18 protein-coding genes and 1 pseudogene are annotated in these 16,277 nt (G+C 70.0%); 7 read left to right on the top strand and 12 right to left on the bottom strand.

From position 1 onward, the window contains the following. Nucleotides 1-95: 95 nt before the first annotated feature. The 4 genes from GZ67_RS20255 to GZ67_RS0116145 form a co-directional block, all read right to left on the bottom strand. A complete protein-coding gene (locus GZ67_RS20255; RefSeq protein WP_029262185.1) occupies nucleotides 96-1,202 on the bottom strand; it encodes a hypothetical protein in 1,107 nt (368 codons plus the stop codon). A gap of 91 nt (nucleotides 1,203-1,293) precedes the next feature. Further along, complete coding sequence (locus tag GZ67_RS0116155) at nucleotides 1,294-1,950, bottom strand: response regulator (protein WP_029262186.1); 657 nt, start codon at nucleotides 1,948-1,950, stop codon at nucleotides 1,294-1,296. Next, entirely contained in the window at nucleotides 1,947-3,119 is a 1,173-nt protein-coding gene (locus tag GZ67_RS0116150) for a sensor histidine kinase (RefSeq protein ID WP_051662590.1), read from the bottom strand. The genes GZ67_RS0116155 and GZ67_RS0116150 overlap by 4 nt, the downstream gene beginning before the upstream one ends. Nucleotides 3,120-3,155: 36 nt before the next feature. Continuing rightward, complete coding sequence (locus tag GZ67_RS0116145; protein ID WP_029262188.1) at nucleotides 3,156-3,893, bottom strand: GDSL-type esterase/lipase family protein; 738 nt, start codon at nucleotides 3,891-3,893, stop codon at nucleotides 3,156-3,158. A 115-nt stretch (nucleotides 3,894-4,008) separates the two neighbouring features. Here GZ67_RS0116145 and GZ67_RS0116140 point away from each other — a divergent pair, with 115 nt between their 5' ends. After that, complete coding sequence (locus tag GZ67_RS0116140; protein ID WP_029262189.1) at nucleotides 4,009-4,770, top strand: glycosyltransferase family A protein; 762 nt, start codon at nucleotides 4,009-4,011, stop codon at nucleotides 4,768-4,770. Between the two features lies 1 nt (nucleotide 4,771). On the opposite strand, the gene GZ67_RS0116135 is transcribed toward GZ67_RS0116140, so the two are convergent. Then, nucleotides 4,772-5,662: an alpha/beta fold hydrolase gene (locus GZ67_RS0116135; RefSeq protein ID WP_029262190.1), complete on the bottom strand. Its 891-nt coding sequence runs from the start codon at nucleotides 5,660-5,662 to the stop codon at nucleotides 4,772-4,774. 146 nt (nucleotides 5,663-5,808) lie between these two features. Here GZ67_RS0116135 and GZ67_RS0116130 point away from each other — a divergent pair, with 146 nt between their 5' ends. Then, on the top strand, nucleotides 5,809-6,597 hold the full coding sequence (locus GZ67_RS0116130; RefSeq protein WP_029262191.1) for a hypothetical protein: 789 nt from the start codon (nucleotides 5,809-5,811) through the stop codon (nucleotides 6,595-6,597). Nucleotides 6,598-6,630: 33 nt separating this feature from the next. On the opposite strand, the gene GZ67_RS0116125 is transcribed toward GZ67_RS0116130, so the two are convergent. Beyond that, nucleotides 6,631-7,245 (bottom strand): TetR/AcrR family transcriptional regulator, encoded by a 615-nt coding sequence (locus GZ67_RS0116125; protein WP_029262192.1) that lies wholly within the window; start codon nucleotides 7,243-7,245, stop codon nucleotides 6,631-6,633. On the opposite strand from GZ67_RS0116125, the pseudogene GZ67_RS20880 reads away from it, so the two are divergent. The 5 genes and pseudogenes from GZ67_RS20880 to GZ67_RS0116100 all read left to right on the top strand — a co-directional run. Further along, nucleotides 7,244-8,143: pseudogene (locus tag GZ67_RS20880) on the top strand (DMT family transporter); the annotation flags it as partial. The gene GZ67_RS0116125 and the pseudogene GZ67_RS20880 sit on opposite strands and share 2 nt — an antisense overlap. Continuing rightward, a complete protein-coding gene (locus GZ67_RS20875; protein WP_269319691.1) occupies nucleotides 8,141-10,054 on the top strand; it encodes an MDR family MFS transporter in 1,914 nt (637 codons plus the stop codon). The pseudogene GZ67_RS20880 and the gene GZ67_RS20875, both read left to right, overlap by 3 nt. 1 nt (nucleotide 10,055) lies before the next feature. Next, entirely contained in the window at nucleotides 10,056-10,511 is a 456-nt protein-coding gene (locus GZ67_RS0116110) for a MarR family winged helix-turn-helix transcriptional regulator (RefSeq protein ID WP_029262194.1), read from the top strand. Between the two features lie 53 nt (nucleotides 10,512-10,564). Continuing rightward, the gene (locus GZ67_RS0116105; RefSeq protein WP_029262195.1) at nucleotides 10,565-11,062 is read left to right on the top strand and encodes a MarR family winged helix-turn-helix transcriptional regulator; all 498 of its coding nucleotides are present in this window, start codon (nucleotides 10,565-10,567) and stop codon (nucleotides 11,060-11,062) included. Nucleotides 11,063-11,100: 38 nt separating this feature from the next. Further along, the gene (locus GZ67_RS0116100) at nucleotides 11,101-12,189 is read left to right on the top strand and encodes an alkene reductase (protein ID WP_029262196.1); all 1,089 of its coding nucleotides are present in this window, start codon (nucleotides 11,101-11,103) and stop codon (nucleotides 12,187-12,189) included. On the opposite strand, the gene GZ67_RS0116095 is transcribed toward GZ67_RS0116100, so the two are convergent. The 6 genes from GZ67_RS0116095 to GZ67_RS0116070 form a co-directional block, all read right to left on the bottom strand. Continuing rightward, nucleotides 12,153-12,887 (bottom strand): hypothetical protein, encoded by a 735-nt coding sequence (locus GZ67_RS0116095; protein ID WP_051662589.1) that lies wholly within the window; start codon nucleotides 12,885-12,887, stop codon nucleotides 12,153-12,155. The two genes, GZ67_RS0116100 and GZ67_RS0116095, sit on opposite strands and share 37 nt — an antisense overlap. A gap of 27 nt (nucleotides 12,888-12,914) precedes the next feature. Next, on the bottom strand, nucleotides 12,915-13,700 hold the full coding sequence (locus GZ67_RS0116090; protein ID WP_029262198.1) for a DNA/RNA non-specific endonuclease: 786 nt from the start codon (nucleotides 13,698-13,700) through the stop codon (nucleotides 12,915-12,917). Nucleotides 13,701-13,761: 61 nt separating this feature from the next. Beyond that, a complete protein-coding gene (locus GZ67_RS0116085; RefSeq protein ID WP_029262199.1) occupies nucleotides 13,762-14,253 on the bottom strand; it encodes an SRPBCC domain-containing protein in 492 nt (163 codons plus the stop codon). Continuing rightward, a complete protein-coding gene (locus GZ67_RS0116080) occupies nucleotides 14,250-14,618 on the bottom strand; it encodes an ArsR/SmtB family transcription factor (protein ID WP_029262200.1) in 369 nt (122 codons plus the stop codon). Before GZ67_RS0116080 ends, GZ67_RS0116085 begins: the two co-directional genes overlap by 4 nt. Nucleotides 14,619-14,726: 108 nt before the next feature. Further along, nucleotides 14,727-15,428 (bottom strand): cache domain-containing protein, encoded by a 702-nt coding sequence (locus GZ67_RS0116075; protein ID WP_029262201.1) that lies wholly within the window; start codon nucleotides 15,426-15,428, stop codon nucleotides 14,727-14,729. A 37-nt stretch (nucleotides 15,429-15,465) separates the two neighbouring features. Next, nucleotides 15,466-16,257, bottom strand: coding sequence for a FadR/GntR family transcriptional regulator (locus tag GZ67_RS0116070; protein WP_029273944.1), 792 nt, complete (start codon nucleotides 16,255-16,257; stop codon nucleotides 15,466-15,468). Between the last annotated feature and the right edge of the window lie 20 nt (nucleotides 16,258-16,277).

The raw sequence follows: 16,277 nt of genomic DNA, 5'->3' as shown, positions 1-16,277 counted from the left end.
CCCCTTGTTCTTGCCCCGGGCATCAGATCCCTCAAGGACCGCTAGAGGGAGACGAGTCCGGGCCGTCGCCAAGACGGATCCGAGGCGCCGACCGGTTAGGCCGCGACCTGCGCCGCGGGAGAGTTCGATCGCTTCGCGGCGGCCGGCGTCGCCCGCCGCATCGCATAGGCCCAGGTGGCGAGACCCAGGAGCGGACCCCAGAGCCAGAACGGGAACATCAGAAGCACGTACACGGAGTTCTCCGCGGTACCCACCCCTTCCAACGCGAACTGGATGCCGGCGGCCGTGAACAGGACGCTGACGAGGCTCGCCGGGACGATGGCCAGCCCGGGCGGCACCGACCGCCCGCTGAGCCCCGCGAGAAAGCGAGGGAACCGCTCGCCCCAGGGCAGGACCAGGCCCAGCGTGAGCACGCCTCCGGTGAGCATGGCCGCGCCGAGCGCGAGACCGAGCGCACGGACGGACGGGTCTGCGGCGAACATCTCCGCGCTTCCGCCGAACAGCGGCCAGGGCGTCAGCCAGCTCGCGCGGGCGAACGCGTAGGGGAGAGCGCATGCGGCCGCCACGATCGTGATCGCGCGGCGGTGACGGAGCACCTCGCGCGCGAATCGGCTTCGGCGGGACGACGGGTCGGCGATCATCCAGATCAGCAGGCCGGCGGCCGCGGCGACATGCGCGAGTGCCAGACCGGCCTGCGGGAGGATCATGCCGTAACTGCCCAGGATCTGTGGGACGAGCGGCCCGGCCCCGAGTCCGATGGCGGCGTAGGCGAGGGCGCCGACGACCCCGGCGGCGAGGAGGAGACCGAGCAGCGGACGGCGCAGCACCGTGAGCACGATGAGGACCAGAACTCCGACGATGACCATCATCGCGAAGGTGTAGCCCGCCGCGGCGATCACGCCTCCGGGCATCGTGACGGCGAGGATCCCCGCGGCCACGAGACCGACCGTGCGCAGGAGCCACCGCGGCACGGCGCGGTTCACGAGGTCACGAGTCGCCAGTGCGGACACGGATACGAGGAGCGCGGCCAGCGCCCCCGTGAGGGAGAGTGCGAGTTCGACGCCGTGACCGAGGTTGCCGACGAGGCTCGAGGGCAGTGCGTCGGCGCCGGGGGTGAGCATCCTCACGAGGCTGGTGACGGTCACGGCCAGGGCGCCGACAGCGGCGGCGAGAAGGACGATGATGCGTGTGGGAATGGACATGCTTCCACGCTAGGAACGCGTTCCGCCGCCGACTTCGACCGCAGGGGTCATCCTCCTCACCCGCAGGAGTGAACCTGCCGGCGCAGAGCGGTCAGCGTCCCGGGCGCAGCAGACCGTTCTCGTATGCCCAGATGACGACGTGCACCCGGTCGGGAACGCCGAGCTTCGCGAGGACGGCCTTCACATGCGTCTTCACCGTGTTCGCCGAGAGGAACAGCGTCCGAGCGATGTCGTCGTTCGAGGCGCCGGTGGCGAGAGCGCGGGCGACCTCCTGCTCGCGAGGGCTGAGGGCGGCGAGCGCCGACGCCGGGTCTGCTCCGGGGGCGCCGTCGCGAACGAATCCGATCAGTGCCTCGGTGGCGCGCGACGACATCACCGACTCGCCGGCGGCCACGGCGACGGCGGCATCCGCGAGTTCCGCCGGGCTGGCGTCTTTGGTGAGGAAGCCGCTCGCCCCCTCGCGGATCGCGGCGTACACGTACTCGTCCAGGTCGAAGGTGGTGAGGATCAGGACCCGGGTGGCCGGGCGGAGGCGCCGCATCTCGCGGGTGGCGGCGAGGCCGTCCATCCCCGGCATCCGGATGTCCATCAGGACCACGTCGACGGCATGAGCGCGCACATGCTCGATCGCTGCTTCGCCGGACGACGCGGTGGCCACGTCCGACAGGCGCGGGTCGCGCGAGAGCATCAGCGCGATGGCCGTGCGGAACAGCTCCTGGTCGTCGACGATCAGAATGCGCAGGGTCATCCGATGCTCCTCTCGGTCGGAAGATCCACCGTGACGATCCATCCCCGCGGATCCCGTCCGTGCGCGGTGAGCGTGCCGCCGGCGAGCCGCACCCGCTCGGTGATGCCTACCAGGCCCACGCCGCTGCCGAGATCGGTCACGACCGGGCCCGACCCGCCGTCATCGCGCACCGTGGCATGCACCCCTTCCGGTCGCCAGTCGATCCGCACCTCGATGGCGACCGGAGGCGCATTGTGACGGATCGCGTTCGTGAGCGCCTCGCGCACCGCATGATGCAGGGCCAACGCGGCATCGGCGCGAAGCGGAGTTCTGGTGCCCGACTCCGTCAGCCGCACGTCGGTCGAGGGGGTGCGCACGCTCTCGACGAGCTCCTCCAGCGAGTCGATGGTGGGCAACGGCTGACGCGGGGCATCGTCGGCGACGACCGAACGCATTCCGCGCAGAGCCTCGCGGCCGGTGTCCACGACGATGCCGAGAGCGGCGTCGCTCCGGTCGGGGTCGTCGGCGCGCACCGTGCGGGCGACCTCGGCCTGCGCGATCATCACCGTCATCGAGTGGGCGACGATGTCGTGCAGGTCGCGGTTGATCCGTCCGCGCTCATCCGCGATAGCCTGCGAGACGCGCGCCGCCATCCGCTCCTCGGCCTGGTCGCGCCGCACCCGCAGGACCAGCCCCAGCGCCCAGGCCGCCGCGATCGCGCCGCTGAGTCCGAGGAACGCCCCGAGGCGGAGCTCCGGATCGTCGAGTCGAAGCTCGGTGAAGGCGATGAGGCCCGCGCCGAAGATGCCGCCCGCCAGCGCCGCGATCCGCACGCTCGAGCGGGTCTGCGCGGCGACTTGGCCGATGACGAGCAGGTAGGCCGCGGCCGATGGGAGGAAGGCTCCGGATGCCGCGCGGATACCCGGGACGAGCACGAGTGCGCACATGACGGCGTTCGCGATCACGATCGCGGCGACCGGGTGCCGCACGGCGAGCAGTGTCGTGAGGTGGAGCACCACGTACAGGGCGATCATGAGCGCGAGGATCCAGGGCTCGGGGCGCGTGGCCGGCTCTGTGAGGATCGCGATGCTCGACGGCAGCAGGATCACGAGGGCGATGAGCGCCACGATGACGTCGACACGCAGCCAGGCGTGCCGACGGGGACTCGCGACAGAGGCCTCGGACCGCATCGCCCTCATGTTCTCACGCGGCTTCGCGGCGGCGGATCACCCCTCCGGGTGAGTGGCGAGCGGCGGCGCAGTCGGCGGGACGAGGGCTTCGGCGACGGCCTCCGCGACGATCGCGCTCGCGCGGGCATCGAGATGGATGCCGTCGGGGTGCCGTGTGACGGACCGGCTGGTGACGTCGAAGACATCGATCAGGTCGACCCCCAGCCTGCTCGCGACGGCGCGCACGATCGGGGCCACCTCGTCGGCGATGATCCGCTCGTGGACCCCGCGGCGATTCGGGAACGCGACGGGCGGAGTCAGCAGGAAGACGGTCGCGCCGCGCGTGCGGTAGCGCTCGACGTACGCGGCGAGCTGGGTCTCGTAGCGCTCCGCGTTCCAGTTATCGCCGCGGGCGTCGTTCGAGCCGAGCATGACGAGCACGATGTCCGCCCCCGCGTGCAGAGACGCCGTGGCCTGGGGAGTCGCGTCGTACGGCCAGTCGCCTTCGTGCTGCAGCGTGCACCGATTCACGCCGTAGTTGAGCACCTGGTATCCGTCGCCGAGGAGCTGTTCGAGGCGGCCCGGGTAGGACCGGCGGCCCCGGCCTCGGAACAGCATCCCTGCACCATAGGTGTTGCTGTCACCGACGGCGGCGATCCGGATCCGGTCTTCCCGGGAGCGGGGCAGCGGCGGGTACATGACGCGTCTGTAGACGACGCCGACGACGGCCGCGAAGGCAGCGACCGCCGCCGCGATGGCGACGAGGGGTTTCCCGGTCAGGCGCGTGCCGGTCATCGAAGCGATCTGCCGATCTCGTCACGGATCATCCATCCATCCTCTCTCAATCGCCGTCTGACGGGGCTGCACGCGGGAGACTGTCTCCGAGGCCTGCACGCACGAGAGGAGAACGATGACGACCGTCTTCCTCCGTTCCGTCTCGGTGGTCATCCCGGTGCGGAACGACGCCGTCCTTCTCGAGCAGTGTCTGCGCGCTCTCGAGCGGCAGACCCGCAGAGCCGACGAGGTCGTCGTCGTCGACAACGGCAGCACGGATGACACGGTGGCGGTCGCCGAGCGATTCGGCGCACGCGTCGTGACCGAGCCCGTGCGGGGGATTCCCCGGGCGTCCGCGGCGGGGTACGACGCGGCGACGGGCGACATCATCGCGCGGCTGGATGCCGACTCGCGCCCGAGGCCCGACTGGATCGAGCGGATCGAGCGGATCTTCCGCAGCCGCGACGGCCTCGACTTCCTCACCGGCGACCCGAGCTTCTACGGCTCCACGCCGCTGGTGCACTGGATGGGGGAGCACCTCTACATCGGCGGCATGTACACGGTGCTCACGCCGCTGCTCGGGCATGCACCGCTGTTCGGCTCGAACATGGCGATGCGCGCCGAGACCTGGCGGTTGCTGAGCGGCGAGGTGCACCGCGAGGAGCAGAACATCCACGACGACTTCGACCTGTCGTTCCATGTGCGCCCCGAGATGACCGTGCTGCGGGACCGGAGTCTGGTCGTCGAGGTGTCGGCGCGCCCGTTCCGGGACTGGGCGTCACTCCGGCGTCGGCTGAGCTATGTGCTCCCCACGGTCCGGCTGCATCTGTCGCACGAGCCGCTGCGCGTGCGGCGACGGGCGCGGCGTGAAGCTGATGCGGACGCCCTCCGCGGCTGAGTCAGCCGTCGGCGCGCGCGTAGAGATCGAGCAGGTCGGCCGTGAGTTGATGCGGAGTGGTCTCGCTCGGGCTGTGCCCGGTCGCGTAAGCGCGGAAGTCGGCGCCGATGTCGTGGGCGTAGCGTTCGTGGGCGGCCAGCGGCCACAGGTCGTGCGAGCCGGCGACGACCAGCTTGGGGATCGGCAGCGCCCGCACGCGGTCACGCACATCCGGGGCGGCCATCATGAGCCCGACGATCTCGTCGACGCTGCGCCTGCGCGTGAGCGCGAACCGGGAGCGGACGAACTCGAGCCTCCGGGTCGGGACCCGGTTCTTGTTCGTCACGATCCCCCAGATCATGAGACCGGCTCCGCGACGAGGGCTCGCGATCGGCGCGATCGGGCCCAGCCATTTCATCGTCGCGAACACGTTGCCGACGCCGGGGGGAGTGGTCAGGAGCGCCAGGGACAGCACGAGGTCGGGGCGACGGACGGCGACCAGCTGCGCGACCGTACCCGCGAACGAATAGCCCAGCAGATGAGCGGGGGTGCCGGCTTCGAGGAAGGCGATGAGGTCGCCGATGAACAGCTCGTACGTGTAGCTCGTGTGCGCCCCGGCGGCGTGGGACTCGTACTGTCCGGCGAGGTCGAACGACTGCACGAAGAAGCCCGCCTCCGCCAGGAGCGGCAGCATCAGTGCGAAGTCCTCCTTGGAACCGGTCGCCCCGGGGACCAGGACCACGCGCGGATGCGCGGGATCACCCAGCGACACCACGGCCAGCTCGCCGCTCGGCGCTGAGAACCGCGAGGCCGTCGACCCGGGCGGCGGCACCGTCCAGTCGACGTCGCCGATCGCCGCGTCGAGGTCTGCCGGGGCGATGTGCGCCCGCTCACTCCTCGAATCCGTCGACACGCTGACACGGTACCGCTCGGGGTGCCCGCCGAGAAGGAAGAGCGCCGTCACTGTCGGATCTCCCTGCACTGCCGACAGTGGGCAGAGAGTCCCTCGGGGCCGCCGGGCGACTCTGCGCCCGGTCATGCGCACAAGGAAGGCGGCCCATGAAGCCGAAGAAGTTTGTCCCTGTCCTCACGATCACCGCGATCGCGGCGGTCGCTCTCGCCGGATGCTCCGGGGAATCGGCGGGCCCGCAGCAGGGCGTGTTCGAGTTCGAGTCGGCCTACGGCGATTCGACCACGGGTGAGCTGCTCATCCGCGTTCCGGAGGCTCTCATCGAGGCCGCGGGCAGCGATGCCGACGCACTGCTCGTGCGTGAGGTGCGGGCCACGCCCCGCGAGCTCGACGGCGCGCAGTACTGTGCCGTCGACCTCGCCATGACCTACGCGGGCGATGCGCCCGACGTGCTCACGGAGCCGTCGATGACCCGGGCCGAGCGGGAGGCGCAGGCGGAGGACGAGTTCGAGCGTCGGCTGACCGGCGACTTCGGCGTGAGCACCGAGGAGGAGGCGCTCGCGAACGGCGCGGATCCCGCGCACATCGAAGAGCTGAAGGAGGTCGCCGGCATCGGCGCACCCTTCACGCCGACGCCGGCGTGGGCTCCGCTGATGGCCGCCGTTCCGGTCGCCGATCTCGATGACGCCGATGCGGCGCCCGGGCTCTACCACTCCGATGACTACGCGACCCTGACGCTGGTGCAGGACTGTGCGGCATCCGCATCGGATTACGACAACAGCACCGAGTTCTGGCTCCCTGCGATCGCCGATGACGGCGGCATCACCCGGTTTGCCGGTATGAACCTCGCCGTGATGACGTCGGGCACGATGTTCGTCCACGAGGCGGAGATCTCCGGCTACGTCCGTGACTCGGAGGGCAACTGGATCGCCAGCTGACGGCGGTTCCGCTCCATGCGTCGGGGGTTCCTCTCATCGTTCCGGTGAGCGGAACCCCCGATCCTGCTCCAGCGTCGTGCGAGCCAGCCCGCGAGCCACCTCGAACGGCGTGCCGAACGTCTCCATGCCGACGGTGACGATGGCACCCTCGTACAGCAGCATCAGGGCCTTCGACATCAGGTCGGGGTCCGCGGCGCCGGCTTCACGGCAGAGCTCGGCGAAGAGGTCGAGCAGCCAGGCCTTCTGACGCGCTACCTCGGGGAAGACGGGATGCCCGTCGTGGCCGTCGCCGATCTCGGCGCGGGCGTTGATGGCGCTGCACCCCTTCGGGCTGTTCTCGTCCGACCAGGTGATCGCCGCGTCGAACACGGCGAGCACGCGCTCGATTCCGGGCTCGGGCACGCGCGAGAGGTGCTCGGCGACGTGTGTCCGCCAACGCGCATCGCGGTGCTGGAGGTAGGAGACGACCAGCGCCTCCTTGGAGCCGAAGCGGTCGTAGAGGGTCTTCTTGGTGGCGCCAGCGGCCTCGGCGATCGTGTCGACGCCCACCGCGTGGATGCCGCGCTCGTAGAAGAGCAGCGACGCCGCGTCGAGCACGCGGGACGCGCCAGGGGTGAGCGGGGCGAGGTCGGGAACGGGGACGGCCATGTCCCCAACTATACCAACCTGTATAGTCGGGGGAATGGGTATACAGGTTGGTATAGTTCGTGTCGGGGTGACGGTCGCGGCATCCGTGGCGTTCGTCGTCACGTGGAGCTCCGGATTCCTCGTGCCGGCGATCGCCGCCGTCGAGGTGCCGCCGCTGACGCTGCTCGTCTGGCGCTTCGTTCCTCTCGCTGTGATCCTGCTCGCGATCGTGCTTTTCACCGGTGCTGCTCGCGGCGTCACGCGGCGCGACCTGGGCCGACAGGCGGTCATCGGACTCTTCGCCCAGTTCGGCTACTGCACGGCGGTGTACATGGCCATCGCCTCGGGTGTCGCCACCGGCACCACGGCGCTGATCGATGCCGTGCAGCCGCTCGTTGTCGCCGCGCTGGTCGGTCCGCTGCTCGGGCTTCGCGTGCGCGCGGCGCAGTGGGCTGGACTCCTGCTCGGGGCCGTGGGGGTCCTGCTGGTCGTGCGCTCGCAGCTCGAAGGTTCCGCGGCGCACCCCGTCGCCTACCTGTGGCCCGCCCTCGCGATGGCGTCCCTGATCGTCGCCACGTTCCTGCAGCGCCGCTCTGAGCCGCGGACGAGCACCCTGGTGACGCTGACCATCCACGTCACGGTGACCGCTGTGGCCCTCGTGCCGGTCGCCGCAGTCTTCGGTGCCCTCGCGCCGCCGGCATCCGCATCGTTCTGGATCGCCGCCGGGTTCGCCGCTGTCTTCCCGACGCTCGCCGCGTACGGGCTCTACTGGCGGTTGCTGCGCCGGGTGGGCATCACGGCTCTGAACGCGCTGCTCTTCCTGATCGCTCCGACGACCGCGCTGGCCGGAGCGCTGCTGCTGGGTGAACCGCTCACGGCGCTCACCGTCCTCGGCTTCGCCCTGTGCGCCGGCGGTGTGGCCGCGGTGCTCGTGAGCGAGACGCGCGCCGTGCATAACTCCTCAAGATCACAGGGATATTCCCGATCCGGGGCCCCGGGGCGGTTTCGCGCGCGTTCATTGAGGAGTTGTGAACGCCCACGCGATAGTTGCGCTTTCGCAACTATCGGAGTATGGTTGACCTCGATCAACTTTCTACGCAGGAGCGTTACCCCCGTGACACACACCCCATCCTCAGCACCCGAAGCCACCCGCTCGGCCCGCGAGGTCTTCACCGCGATCTCCGGACTCGTCGTCGGCATGTTCGTCGCCGTGCTCTCGGGCACCGTCGTGTCGACCTCGATGCCGGTCATCATCGCCGACCTCGGCGGCACCCAGTCGCAGTACACCTGGGTCATCACCGCGAGCCTTCTGGCCACCGCCGTCTCGACCCCCATCTGGGGCAAGCTCGCCGACCTCGTCGACCGCAAGGTCCTCGTCCAGATCTCGCTCATCCTCTTCACCGTCGGCACCGTGATCGCCGGCTTCTCGACCGACACGAACATGCTCATCGCGGTTCGCGTCATCCAGGGCATCGGCGTCGGCGGCCTCATGTCGCTCGTCATGATCGCCGTGGCCCTCATCATCTCCCCGCGTGAGCGCGGCAAGTACATGGGCGTCGTCGGCGGCATCATGGCCCTCGGCACCATCGGCGGCCCGCTGCTCGGCGGCCTGCTCACCGACGTGTGGGGCTGGCGCTCCAACTTCTTCGTCGGCGTGCCGTTCGCGATCCTCGCCCTCGTCCTGCTGCAGTTCACGCTCCACCTGCCCAAGCCGCAGCGCGACAGTAAGGTCTCGATCGACTACTTCGGCATCGTGCTCCTCGCGGTCGGCGTCTCGACCCTGCTCATCTGGGTCTCGATGGGCGGCAGCCAGTTCGACTGGGACTCCTCGACGAGCATCATGCTCGCCGTGATCGCCGGAGTCGCGATCGCCGCCTTCATCACGGTCGAGTTCTTCGTCAAGGAACCGATCGTGCCGATGTCGCTGTTCCGCAACCGCACCTTCACGCTATCGGTGATCGCCTCGATCGCCATCGGCGTCTCGATGTTCGCCACCTCGGTGTTCCTCGCGCAGTACTTCCAGCTGGCTCGTGGCGCCACGCCCACCGAGTCCGGCCTGATGACCATCCCGATGATCATCGGCCAGATGGGTGCGTCGATCATCATCGGCCAGCTCGTGAGCCGCTTCGGCAAGTGGAAGGGCTGGATGCTGACGGGCTCGGTCCTCGCCACCATCGGCGTCAGCCTGATGGCCACCCTGCGCTACGACACCCCGTTCCCGCTGGTCGCCGTCTACATGTTCATCCTCGGTGCGGGCCTCGGCATGGTCATGCAGAACCTCACGCTCATCGTGCAGAACGACACCGCGCCGCAGCAGCTGGGCGCCGCGTCGTCGAACGTGAACTTCTTCCGCACGATCGCCGGCACCATCGGCGTCACGGTCATGGGTGCGATGCTGTCGACCAGCGTCGCGTCGTACATCACCGACTCGCTCGAGGGCTTCACGCCGACGACCCCCGCCGAGGTCGATGCGCTCAAGCACCTCGCCTCGGGTGATGTGCCGAAGGTCGGACAGCTTCCCGACACGATCCGCACGATCGTCGAGGGTGCCTACGGCCACGGCATCGCCGACTCGTTCATCATCGCCATCCCGCTCGCGGTGATCGCCATCATCGCGATCGCGTTCATCAAGAACAAGCCGCTGTCGACGAAGAACGCCGCCGAGCAGATGCTCGAGCAGGCGGAGGAATCCGTGATCGAGGTCTCCGAGGCCGAGGTCGGCGCGTCGCTCTCCACCGGGGCCATCCGGCTCGGAGGTGCGGAGTCCGAGTCGCCCGCGACCGGTTCGGTGCGCGTCCTCGAACGCGAAGATCGGGACCAGGAGCGCTGACATGCTCACCCCCGAAGCGGTCGGACAGGCGGATGTCGACAGCGCGCTCGGTGACCTCCAGGCGCACCTGAACCTCATCTTCGCGAGGACCAGGTCGCTCTGGAAGGAGTCTGCAGCTCGGGTGCACCCCGAGCTGCAGGTGGCCGGGTACAAGCTGCTGACATTCATCGCCCGGGCGGGCACCGCGAACGCGCATGAGCTGGCCGAGCGGTTCGAGATGGACAAGTCGGTCATCAGCCGTCAGGTGCGGATGCTGGAGGAGGCAGAGCTTCTCGAGTCCCGGCCGGACGAGCGGGACGGGCGGCTCCGGGTGCTGAGCGCGACTCCGTCGGCCTGCGCGGCGCTCGCCGAGGTCCGCCGCGAATACGGCACCCGTCTGCAGGCCGTGGTCGACGAGTTGACCCCCGACGAGATCCAGGCCGCATCCAAGGTGTTCCGACTCCTCGCAGAGGTCTGAGTGAAGCCCCGCTGTCGCGCTCGACGGCGGGGCTTCGCCGTACACTGGCGAGCATGAGCGCCTCGTCCGACGCCCCCGCCGACGCCCCTGCATCCCCCTCGGAAGAGGGCCGTCTGAGCGGGGCGGATCTCGACCAGGCCGTCACCAGGGTCGAGCAGGAACTCGGTCGTCTCTTCGCGCGGATCCGCATCAGCTGGCGTGAGGCCGCGGCGACCGTCCATCCCGAACTGCAGCCGCTGGGATACCAGGTGCTCACGTCGATCGCGACAGGCAAGGCGACCTCGGCGGGTGCGATCATCGAGCATCTGCAGACCGACAAGTCGGCGGTGAGTCGTCAGGTGCGTCAGCTCGAGCAGCTCGGACTCGTCGAGAGCGTGCACGATCCGGAGGACCGCCGCGCACGCGTCCTCGTCGCGACCGACCTGGCGCAGGAGCGGATCGCCGTCGCCCGCTCCCGCTACGAGGGCCGCATCGGCGAGCGGCTGCGCAAGTGGACGGCCGCCGACCTCGACCACTTCGCCGACCTTCTCTCCGCCCTCGGTGGCAACTGAGGGGAATACGAGGCTCGCCCCGAGCCTTACCTCCCACTGTGACTCTCTTCGATCCGGCCGTCTTCGGCGCCCTGCAGCTGTCCAATCGCGTCGTCATGGCGCCGCTCACCCGCACCCGCGCGGATGACGACGGCGTGCCCACCGAGGTGATGGCGGAGTACTACCGGCAGCGCGCGGGTCAGGGCCTCATCATCTCCGAGGGCACCTGGCCGGCTGCCGAGGGCAAGTCCTATGCGGGCCAGCCGGGCATCGTCACGCCCGCCCAGATCGAGGGGTGGCGGCCCGTCACCGCGGCGGTCCACGAGGCGGGCGGCACGATCGTCATGCAGCTGATGCACGGTGGCCGAGTGGGGCACCCGGAGATCTCCGGGCAGCCGCGCGTGGTCGCCCCGAGCCCGCTCGCCGCACCGGGTCAGACGCACACGCCCGTGGGGAAGGTCGATCTCCCGGTGGCTCACGCGCTCACCCTCGATGAGATCCCCGAGGTCGTCGAGCAGTTCGCGCAGGCCGCGCGCAACGCGATCGCCGCGGGCTTCGACGGCGTCGAGGTGCACGGCGCCAACGGCTACCTGGTGCACGAGTTCCTCTCACCGGTCTCGAATGTCCGCGACGACCGGTACGGCAGTTCGCCCGAGAACCGCGCCCGCTTCGCGATCGAGGTCACGACAGCCGTCGCGGCGGCGGTGGGAGCCGACCGCACCGGCATCCGGCTGTCGCCGCAGCACAACATCCAGGGCGTGCTCGAAGAGGATGACGCGGATGTCCACGCGACCTACGTCGCCGTCGCCCAGGGGCTCGCCCCGCTCGGCCTCGCCTTCATCGATGTGCTGAGTGCCGCACCGACGAGCGAGCTCGTGCAGCACATCCGGCGCACGGCGGGCGCGCCCCTGATCATCAATACCGGCTTCGGCGTCGTCACGACGCGGGAGGATGCCGAGGCGCTCGTCGCCGACGGATGGGCGGATGCCGTGGCCGCCGGTCGCCCCGTGATCGCCAACCCCGACCTGGTCGAGCGCTGGCGTGAGGGGGCTGAGCTCAACGACCCGCGCCCGCAGCTGTTCTACGGGCGCACGGCAGAGGGGTACACCGACTACCCGTCGCTGGAGGTCGTGCGCGCCGGGGTCTGAGGGCCTGTTGCGAGGCGCGTGACAGCGAGGTCGACCAGGGGCAGGGTATCTCGGGGGACGACCGTCGTGCACACGACGTGCTCGTCGACACGGAATCCGATGCTGTAGACGAACGGATCGGTGTCGATCTGCCGCGCGGGGCGGTGTTCTCCGTCGACGTCGAGTGAGGCGTCCGACACCGCGGTGGTCGTCGCGGCCCACGCGTCGTCGTCATCGGTGCGCGGATCCCACGAGAGGCCGAGCTCCTCGCGGAACCGGTTGCGCAGGATGTGGTTGGTGTGGGCGACGAGCTGCTCGTCGAGGGAACTCCCTTCGCGAGCAGGGGAAGCGCGCCAGGTGGTGCGCGCCGCCTCCCACAGCATCGGGTATCGGAACGCCTGCACCTGCTCGATCAGCCAGGCCGGACGCCCCCACGGCGGTTCGTCTTCGAGGGAACGCCTCGTCGCCTCGTCCAGCTCGATCTCATTGCGGGGATCGGCGTGATCGTCGGGGCACCGCCACAGTGTGTAGCTGAAGTCCGCGGAGACCTCTTCGCGCCCGGTCGCACCGCCGATCTCCGTGAAGCCGGCGATCGGCAGACGCGTGAGCGCGGGCTGCGGCCTCAGTTCGAAGACGGGGAACGGAAGGCTCTGCAGTCGGGCCTCCGCCGCGATGCTCGGGTCTGGCGCGTCCATCGGGACCACTCCGCTGTACTCCATCGATCCAGTGTGCCCCGCCGGTCCGCGTCACAACAGGATGTCGTCCGCAGTGTCCAGACTCCGCCATCCGGACTCCCGCGCCTGCGGCCTGTCGAGCACATCCGATCCGGTCAAGGGTCCGAGGTCGATGCCGGTCAGAGCGGCGATGTCGGCGATCGGCACCTGGAACGTGCGGAAGGCACCCAGGGGCGGCACGGCGAACACGCCCTCGCGGGTGTCGACGAGCTCGGACTGGTCGAGCACGAAGCCGGCGGCCGCGAGTCCGTCGGGGCCCTGCCAGGCGGCGATCTTCCAGAAGCGCAACGGGATCCGGATGCCGCGGTACGCCGGGTCGTCCAGGGCGAGGACCGGCGCGGTGAAGACTGACACCCGCTGATCGGTCGCCTCGGCGTAGGAGAGAACGTGGTCTTCGAGGCCGAGCCACAGCTCCTTCGACTGGTTGAAGCCGGCGGCCTGCGGAGCGGCGTTCGGGTAGAAGAAGGTCGCCTCTGTGGCAGCGCGGGCCGTCTCGACCGACCCCCATCCCGGATCGCGCCGCCGCACGAGGTGCCCGCGGTCGAGGTCGTTGCGCGCATACACCTCGGGGCCGGTCTGCTCGGCGGACGGCGCCCGTTCGTCGAGGCGCCACTCGCCGGTGCGCGGGAGATCCTGCAGAGTCGCGCCGTCGATGTTCACCGCGGTCGCCGCCGCGAGACGCCGCTCAGGATCCAGCAGCACCGTGAAGCGCGGGTAGGGGAGCGGGCGGACCGCCTGTGTGGGGCGCGGCAGGGGAAGCGCTGTTTCGAGGAAGCCGGGATCGTAGCCGTCGGTCATGCCCTCATCGTGCCCGGTGCCACCGACGTACGCACGCCCCCGACCGCTCGCCGCGCCGCGGTCAGGCAGGCATCGCCGCGTAGGCCGCGGCCAGCGGCATGTATTCCGTGTCGAAGTCGTCGAGAGAGGGCAGCGGTCGATCGGTGGACGCGGCGACCAATCGGTCCAGGTACCACTCCCAGCCGGGGCCCGTCTCGCCCAACGTGCCGGGGTCGACGTCCTCCTGCCGAAGGGTGAGGGTGGTGCGCCCGTCTGCCTCGACCAGCTCGGCGACCAGCCGCCAGGCGCCGTACTCATCGACGGCACTGACGTCGAGGCGATGCGGCGGCTCACACACGTGGATGTCGTAGGGGGCGGGCGGGATGGGTGCAGCCTCGGCATTCATCGTGACCAGGACCCGCCCCGTCGACGGGTCGCCCGTCCAGGTGCCGAACCAGCGTGCGAGTCGGTCGGATTCCGTGATGCTCGCCCAGACGTCTGTGACGGGTGCAGAAAAGACCCGCTGCAGCGATAAGGTGCGCCGTTCGGCGTCGAAGACTCCGGTCGGGTTCATGCGATGTTCTCCTCCGTGCTCAGGGATGCGGATGCGGCGCGGCGACGGTCGCGGCCCGCGCGATGAACCTCGGTGTCGAGCGCGTCCAGGTGCTGCGCCGTCACGGGTGCGCGACCGGCGACCAGCTCCGCGAGGAAATCGCCGACCACGGCGAGCGGCTCGATCTCGAGCGAGTAGTGGCGCTCGCGACCGTGGTGTTCGCCGCGGGTCAGCCCGGCGTCGGTCAGGATGCGCAGGTGCTTGCTGATCGCCGGTCGTGAGATGTCATGCCGGTCGGCGAGGTCCACGACGCGCGCGGGGCCCGCTGCCAGCCGACGCAGCAGATCGCGACGGATCGGATCGGCGATCGCCGCGAAGATGTCCATGCTCAGAATGGTAACCAGGAGGTTACCATTGGTCAAGGGTCGGCCCGCGACGATCCGCGGCACGGTACCCGCGATGCCGCCCGGGGGTCCGGCGCCCTCTAGCGCTCCTCAGCCGACGATCACATCGAGCGCGACGGTGGGGCAGGCGACCCGCGGGAGGTCGGCGAGACCGCTGCCCCGCACCGAGTCGCCCGTCGCCCATCGCGGGTCGGTCGACACCACCACACGTCCGACGCCGTTCGTCAGCGTGACCTCGCTGCCCAGCGCGGCGAACCGGTGGGTCAGGTCCCGCTCGACCGCCGACACGAGCAGATCGAGTCCGGCGACGCCGATCCGCTGTCCGTCCACATCGGCGGGCACGGCGATCGTGATCGTGTACTCGTCGCTGCAGAGGTAGTCGACGTAGGGGCCGGCCACATGCGGCTCCCCGGTGGTCATCGGCACGCGGTACCACTCGAGCGCGCTGTAGTCGATGTTCTCCTTGTTGAGCGACTGCGAGGCGAGCACGAGCTGCCGCCGGTCGTCGCCCTGCCACCACGCCAGGTGGCTGTGGGCGTCGGCGAGTAGATCGATCGCCGCGATGAACCCGGCGCCGTACACGGGCACGCCGCGCAGGTCGAGTGTCTTCAGGGCATGCGGTCGCACCAGGGCATCGATCTTCGAGCGGGTGAGCGGTCCGCTGGCCCTGGCCTCGGCGACCTGGGTGGCGAACGGGCCCACCCAGTCGACCAGTGCCCGCACGGGCGCTGCGAAGTAGTCCTCCACGATCGCGGCCGCGGCCTGGGTGGCGGTGTCGGTTGCTGTGTTCATCGCGTCCTCCTGTGCACGTCGATGCGGGTCTTCGGAACTAACCGTTCGCGGCCTGGAGCCGGATCAGCGCGTCGATGGTCTCGGCGGCCATGAGTTCGGTCCTCGCCCCGGCGGCGTCGGGGTCTCCGGCCTCCACGGCGTCGATGACGGCGGCGAGGTGCGCGCCCTGCCGTCGAAGATTCTCGGTCTCGTGCGCGACGAGACGCAGGTAGGGCGAGAGCTCCGCCTGCAGCTTCATCTGCTCACGGGTCAGTCGCGCGGACTGGCTGAGGGCCACGATCTCGATCTGCACGTCGTCGAGCAGCCGGCGCTGCGCCTCGGTGTCGAGCTCGTCGATCCGGTCCATCCGACGGCGCACCCGCTGCGTCTCGCTGGGGTCGGCGCGCCTCGCTGCGAGGCGGACGCAGGCACCGGTGATGGCGGCGTAGTGCGCGCCGAGATCGCGCAGGGCGACGCGCGAGGTGCGACGCACCGCTTCCCGCGCGAACGTCAGGGGATCGGCGTGTGCGGCGACGAAGCTGCCGCCGTTACGCCCGCGTCGGGTGACGACGAGACCGCGACCGCGCAGCGCGAGCAGTGCCTCGCGCACGGTCACCGGAGCGACGCCGAGGCTCTTGCTGAGGTCGGCCTCGGAGGGGAGGCGCTCGCCGGCGCGGAGGTGGCCGCGGGTGATCGCGTCGACCAGGCGGCGCTCGACGAGCTCGGCCCTGCCCTCGTCGCCGATGGGCTGGAACAGTGCGCCCTGAAGGCGGTGCGGCTGTTCGTGCTCCGCGTCGGGGGAGGGGTCGGCAGGGGCGTGCGTCGGATGCGTCGTCGAGCTCGATGCCATTCTGCGATTCTCCCTTCCGC

The sequence above is a fragment of the Microbacterium sp. Cr-K20 genome, from assembly GCF_000708325.1.
Classification (GTDB): Bacteria; Actinomycetota; Actinomycetes; order Actinomycetales; family Microbacteriaceae; genus Microbacterium.
Note: the sequence above shows the minus strand (reverse complement) of the source record. Positions and strands in the feature narration are given on the sequence as shown.

Excerpts from the sequence above, each read along its gene's own strand:
- GZ67_RS0116150 (WP_051662590.1), bottom strand. The coding sequence starts at position 3,119 with ATGCGGTCCGAGGCCTCTGTCGCGAGTCCCCGTCGGCACGCCTGGCTG.
- GZ67_RS0116070 (WP_029273944.1), bottom strand. The coding sequence starts at position 16,257 with ATGGCATCGAGCTCGACGACGCATCCGACGCACGCCCCTGCCGACCCC.
- GZ67_RS0116105 (WP_029262195.1), top strand. The coding sequence starts at position 10,565 with ATGAGCGCCTCGTCCGACGCCCCCGCCGACGCCCCTGCATCCCCCTCG.
- GZ67_RS0116090 (WP_029262198.1), bottom strand. The coding sequence starts at position 13,700 with ATGACCGACGGCTACGATCCCGGCTTCCTCGAAACAGCGCTTCCCCTG.
- GZ67_RS0116080 (WP_029262200.1), bottom strand. The coding sequence starts at position 14,618 with ATGGACATCTTCGCGGCGATCGCCGATCCGATCCGTCGCGATCTGCTG.
- GZ67_RS0116125 (WP_029262192.1), bottom strand. The coding sequence starts at position 7,245 with ATGGCCGTCCCCGTTCCCGACCTCGCCCCGCTCACCCCTGGCGCGTCC.
- GZ67_RS0116110 (WP_029262194.1), top strand. The coding sequence starts at position 10,056 with ATGCTCACCCCCGAAGCGGTCGGACAGGCGGATGTCGACAGCGCGCTC.
- GZ67_RS0116085 (WP_029262199.1), bottom strand. The coding sequence starts at position 14,253 with ATGAACCCGACCGGAGTCTTCGACGCCGAACGGCGCACCTTATCGCTG.
- GZ67_RS0116095 (WP_051662589.1), bottom strand. The coding sequence starts at position 12,887 with ATGGAGTACAGCGGAGTGGTCCCGATGGACGCGCCAGACCCGAGCATC.
- GZ67_RS0116145 (WP_029262188.1), bottom strand. The coding sequence starts at position 3,893 with ATGACCGGCACGCGCCTGACCGGGAAACCCCTCGTCGCCATCGCGGCG.
- GZ67_RS20255 (WP_029262185.1), bottom strand. The coding sequence starts at position 1,202 with ATGTCCATTCCCACACGCATCATCGTCCTTCTCGCCGCCGCTGTCGGC.
- GZ67_RS0116075 (WP_029262201.1), bottom strand. The coding sequence starts at position 15,428 with ATGAACACAGCAACCGACACCGCCACCCAGGCCGCGGCCGCGATCGTG.
- GZ67_RS0116155 (WP_029262186.1), bottom strand. The coding sequence starts at position 1,950 with ATGACCCTGCGCATTCTGATCGTCGACGACCAGGAGCTGTTCCGCACG.
- GZ67_RS0116130 (WP_029262191.1), top strand. The coding sequence starts at position 5,809 with ATGAAGCCGAAGAAGTTTGTCCCTGTCCTCACGATCACCGCGATCGCG.
- GZ67_RS0116140 (WP_029262189.1), top strand. The coding sequence starts at position 4,009 with ATGACGACCGTCTTCCTCCGTTCCGTCTCGGTGGTCATCCCGGTGCGG.